Source organism: Wolbachia endosymbiont of Tuta absoluta (assembly GCF_059414725.1).
Genome location: NZ_JBNRJY010000444.1, coordinates 1 through 4,459, shown reverse-complemented (window position 1 = coordinate 4,459; position 4,459 = coordinate 1). Strand labels below are relative to the sequence as shown.

The 4,459-nt window shown below is 31.4% G+C and carries 8 protein-coding genes; all 8 read left to right on the top strand.

The genetic code is table 11. The features are described from left to right. Positions 1–62: 62 nt before the first annotated feature. On the top strand, positions 63–359 hold the full coding sequence (locus ACJ5GX_RS04890) for a helix-turn-helix domain-containing protein (RefSeq protein ID WP_007302434.1): 297 nt from the start codon (positions 63–65) through the stop codon (positions 357–359). 60 nt (positions 360–419) lie between these two features. Beyond that, on the top strand, positions 420–812 hold the full coding sequence (gene rpoZ / locus ACJ5GX_RS04885; protein ID WP_007302435.1) for a DNA-directed RNA polymerase subunit omega: 393 nt from the start codon (positions 420–422) through the stop codon (positions 810–812). 29 nt (positions 813–841) lie between these two features. Continuing rightward, a complete protein-coding gene (locus tag ACJ5GX_RS04880) occupies positions 842–1,087 on the top strand; it encodes a monovalent cation/H+ antiporter complex subunit F (RefSeq protein WP_012481980.1) in 246 nt (81 codons plus the stop codon). A 6-nt stretch (positions 1,088–1,093) separates the two neighbouring features. Then, positions 1,094–1,366, top strand: a complete 273-nt coding sequence (gene mnhG / locus ACJ5GX_RS04875; RefSeq protein ID WP_012481981.1) for a monovalent cation/H(+) antiporter subunit G — start codon at positions 1,094–1,096, stop codon at positions 1,364–1,366. Between the two features lie 11 nt (positions 1,367–1,377). Further along, positions 1,378–1,902, top strand: coding sequence for a DUF4040 domain-containing protein (locus tag ACJ5GX_RS04870; RefSeq protein WP_010404272.1), 525 nt, complete (start codon positions 1,378–1,380; stop codon positions 1,900–1,902). Beyond that, the gene (locus ACJ5GX_RS04865; RefSeq protein ID WP_007302439.1) at positions 1,895–2,314 is read left to right on the top strand and encodes a Na(+)/H(+) antiporter subunit B; all 420 of its coding nucleotides are present in this window, start codon (positions 1,895–1,897) and stop codon (positions 2,312–2,314) included. Before ACJ5GX_RS04870 ends, ACJ5GX_RS04865 begins: the two co-directional genes overlap by 8 nt. Continuing rightward, positions 2,311–2,613 carry a cation:proton antiporter subunit C gene (locus ACJ5GX_RS04860; protein ID WP_052264668.1) on the top strand — a complete coding sequence of 101 codons (303 nt, stop codon included), beginning with the start codon at positions 2,311–2,313 and terminating at the stop codon, positions 2,611–2,613. The genes ACJ5GX_RS04865 and ACJ5GX_RS04860 overlap by 4 nt, the downstream gene beginning before the upstream one ends. A gap of 139 nt (positions 2,614–2,752) precedes the next feature. Continuing rightward, positions 2,753–4,459 (top strand): sigma-70 family RNA polymerase sigma factor (locus tag ACJ5GX_RS04855; protein WP_495292757.1); only part of this gene is annotated, 1,707 nt, incomplete at its 3' end.

Sequence of the window (4,459 nt, the reverse complement as noted above, 5' to 3'; positions counted from 1 at the left end):
GGTATATTAAATATTATGATATAATATTTAATAAAGCTAGTTGGTATGTGAGAGTAAAAATTATGGAAACAATATCATTAAACAATCTGGATAGTGAAGCAATAAAAAAAAAATTGCTGAGCATAATAAGTAAAATTATAGGAAAAAATACTTGGACTCAAGCTTGTGCGGCTGAGAAACTTGGTATTGATCAACCAAAGGTGTCACAAATTAAAAGTGGTAAGATAAGTGGTTTTTCTTTAGAGAGACTGTTAGGTTTTTTGAAAAAGCTTGATCATGAGATAACAATTACAATAACAGAAAATCAATCAGTAAAAGCTAAAGAAGAAAAAGTAGAATGTAGAATTGGATCTCAATAGATCTGAAGTTGACATCTTATTTTTTGTGATATAGTATAAAGCTTATCAAGGTGGTATTTTATGGTTGAGTCTATTGTAGAAAAGTGTGTAGAACAGGTACACAACCGTTTTAAATTGGTTCTGCTAGCAAGTCAAAGAACGCATGATTTGAGTACAGGGGCAAGCGATCCCGTTGAAATGGTTAAGTTTAAAGATCATAAGGATACGATAGTTTCTTTATATGAAATAGCAGAAAAGAAGGTGAATACTCATGAGTTGTTTAACCTTTTGGTGAAAAGGTGCAAGGAGCACATGAAAGGAAACACAGATAATACTTATATTAATAGTCCAAGTAAGCTAGCAAATTTGTTAAATTTTTCTGATCATCAACTTAACACAAGTCTGGATGTAAGTCAAGAAAGCCACGATGATGAAATAGATGATCAAGATAGTGGTGAAGAAGTACCGATTTAGAAATCTACAGAGGTTATAATAGTTTATAAATGATTAGTATTGCTATCTATGTGCTTTTGTTCTGTATGAGTGTAATGTTATGTTGTATAGTATTTAGGTCAAGTGACGTTTACAATAAGATTTTAGCATTCAATAATTTATCAACACAATTAGTTTTACTCATAACAGCAATATCGATTGTTCTGAATGATTTTTTTTTAATTGATATAGCATTACTATATGCTAGCATCAGCTTTATATCAACTATAGCGCTAATGAGATTAATGTTGTTTTGATAATTTATGGTAGCATCCATTCTCATATTTTTAGGTGTTTGTTTAATAGTCATTTCAAGCGTAGGAGTAGTAGTATTTCCTGATTTCTATACTAGACTACATGCTGCAGGTATTGCAGATTCTAGTGGCGCAATGTTGTTGTTGATTGGTTTTGCTTGGCAAAATGAATTTTCAATCAATACTATTAAAGTTATATTATTGATTTTTATAATATGGATAGCCAATTCAACTAACAGTTATATTTTAGCGCGTACTTATTATAAAAGTAAAGACTATTAAAGAAGGTTAAGATGCTAGAAATACTGAATCTAATATTACTTTTGCTGTTACTCACGGTTACAGTTTTTATAGTTCTTTCGAAACATTTGGTTGTAAGTGCTGTTCTAATGTGTGTATTTAGTTCACTTATTGCACTTATGTACTTGATTATGAATGCGCCAGATGTTGCAATTACTGAAGCTTCTGTTGGTGCAGGATTGAGCACAGTCTTTACGTTTGCAGCACTCTCTTTGGTAAAGAATTACAAAGCAAATTTATCTCATAGCCCCACAACACTTTTTTTTATGTTATTTTTGACTGCATGTTTATCATACTTTATGATTCAATTACCAGATTTTGGCAGTCATAATGCTCCAGTTCACTTGCACGTTGCTCCTTATTATGTAGAAAATACTGAAAAAGCTATTGGTATTCCTAATATAGTGACAGCTGTTTTAGCAAGCTTTCGTGGCTATGACACATTTGGAGAAACTATAGTAGTTTTTACTGCTGCACTTTGTATAATGTTAATATTAGAAGAGAAAGAAAGTGATTAAAGATCCGGTATTAAGTGCAGTAACATTTTTGATGATACCTTTTATCATTTTTTTTGGTTTATACATACAGTTTCATGGTGACTATACTCCAGGTGGAGGTTTTCAGGCGGGAATAATTATTGCTTCTGGGATAATATTATATTCTATGTTATTTGATATACCTACAACTTTAAAAGCAATACCTTACTCTATTATCAAATTTACTAACGTACTAGGTATTTTAACCTATGGAGGAGCTGGTATTATAACAGTTTTATTTGGCCAAAATTTTTTATCCTATAGTATATTGTCAGCTGATAGTAGAACAGGTCAAAAATTGGGTATTTTCTTAGTGGAGCTGGGTGTATTGCTTACCGTCTCTTCTTCCATGTTAATCATATATATAAATTTTGCTCGCAAGAAAAAACAATGACTCTATATAATTATGTAGGCATTACTATATTAATGGTGCTAGCTTTCTATATCATTGTAAATGATAAAAACTTAATCAAAAAAATGATGGGATTAAGTGTCTTACAATCATCTGTTTTGTTGTTTTACATATCTTTAGGGTATGTAAAAAATTCTTTACCTCCTATATTGACTTCAAATTTTCACTTATATACCAATCCTATACCTCACGTCTTAATGCTTACTGCTATAGTGGTTGGAATTGCAACATTTTCAGTTGGATTGTCCATATTAGTAAGAATAGAGAGATTAGTTGATTAAGAAGAATGTGAATAAATTGATAGTATCTTAAACTATATGAAGTAGCAAGTAACTATAAATTAAGAATAAAACTATAAGCTTGCTAATTGTAAGTTTATTTGATAAATAAGAAATAAAATTATAAACTGTAAAGGTAATGATGTCAACTATTAATGGTACGGAAGATAGGAAAAAGATCATCAAAGATCTTGTAACCAAAAGTATAAGAAAGGGCGGTTTTATCACTTTTGATGATATAAATGATAAGTTGTCAGATGAAAATTTTTCAACTGATTTTATAGATGACACTATAGCTTTATTGCAAGACTCTGGAATTAACATACTCGAAAGTAGTGAAGATGAGGAAGAAGCTCCTTCTAATAATGATGGTAATAAGCTTGATGATGATGAGACATCGTTGAATACTACTACAACTTTAGTGCAAAACGATGATCCAGTAAGGATTTATTTACAGGATATGAGCTCTGTAAAGCTTTTGTCACGAGCAGATGAAATTAAGATAGCAAAAAAAATTGAATCTGAAAAGCATAACATGTTACGTGCAATAATTGAAACATCAGTGGCATTCAAAATAATCAAAACATGGCGTGATGATTTAAGTGGTGGAACTTTTTTACTGAGAGAAATTATAAATCTGGATGCAATTTATAACTCTGATTTCAATATGGTAGACAAAGAAGAAAGTGAAGCTGAAGATGTTAGAGATTGTGTTAATGATGAGGAAAAAGGTAATGATGAAAAGGGAAATGAGAGTGAAGACATAAGTTCAGCTAACTTAAATATTTCTGTTCTTGAAATGGAAAGTGATTTATTGCCAAAGGTTATCACGGCATTGGATGAGATCATTGCTTTAACAAATGAAGCATTGGTATTGAAAAAAAATTCTAAAGATTTCTCTAATGAGCTAGAAAATTTATATAATCAAATATGGTCTGTAGCATTACAAATTCAGTTTAGTGATGCTGCTATTACCAGAATTACACAAAAACTTTACGAAATAAATAGACTAATCACGTTTGAAGAAGCTAATCTTATTACTGAAGCTAGAAAGTACGATATTGATAGAGAAAGTTTTTATAATGTTTATGATGATGTGCTTTTAGAGCACGAGTTTAGTGAAATAAGTTTTCTCAAGATTAATGAAAATCAATCTCTTTTTACAGGTGAATTAAAAAATAAATTCTTAAGGTTTATAAACGATAGCTGTGAGTATATAGCTAGTGCCTTAAGCAATATTAAGAGTTATGTACAAGGAGATAGAGTTCAGGAGTTTAAGAAGGTAATCAAGAGAATACAGAAACATGAACAAGAAGTCTCTCAAGCAAAGCAAGAAATGATTAAGGCTAATTTAAGGCTGGTGGTTTCGATTGCTAAAAAGTATTCAAAAAGAGGCCTTGATCTGCTTGATTTGATACAAGAAGGTAATATTGGTCTTATGAAGGCTGTGGATAAGTTTGATTACAAACGTGGGTATAAATTTTCGACTTATGGTACTTGGTGGGTAAAACAATCAATCACTAGGGCAATACCTGAACAGTCTAAAGTAGTTAGAATACCAGTACATATGGTGGAAATTATCAGTAAAATCAACAAAGCATTAAGAAAGATGACTCATGAAATGGGTAGAGAGCCTACATTAGAGGAATTGAGTATAGAATTGGCGATGCCGCTAGAAAGAATACGCAAAGTTATGAAGATAGCAAGAGATCCGGTAAGTCTTGAAGCTCCAACAGGAAAGGATGATAGTAGTACCTTCGGTGATTGTATAGAAGATAAGCGAGTTTCTAAACCAGAGGATGCTGCAATACTTGCCGACTTGCGTGGTATTACGACCAATGTTCTTGCA

Bases quoted from the DNA above. Each gene is read 5' to 3' on its own strand.
- rpoZ (WP_007302435.1), top strand. From the start codon at position 420: ATGGTTGAGTCTATTGTAGAAAAGTGTGTAGAACAGGTACACAACCGT.
- ACJ5GX_RS04890 (WP_007302434.1), top strand. From the start codon at position 63: ATGGAAACAATATCATTAAACAATCTGGATAGTGAAGCAATAAAAAAA.
- mnhG (WP_012481981.1), top strand. From the start codon at position 1,094: ATGGTAGCATCCATTCTCATATTTTTAGGTGTTTGTTTAATAGTCATT.
- ACJ5GX_RS04880 (WP_012481980.1), top strand. From the start codon at position 842: ATGATTAGTATTGCTATCTATGTGCTTTTGTTCTGTATGAGTGTAATG.
- ACJ5GX_RS04870 (WP_010404272.1), top strand. From the start codon at position 1,378: ATGCTAGAAATACTGAATCTAATATTACTTTTGCTGTTACTCACGGTT.
- ACJ5GX_RS04860 (WP_052264668.1), top strand. From the start codon at position 2,311: ATGACTCTATATAATTATGTAGGCATTACTATATTAATGGTGCTAGCT.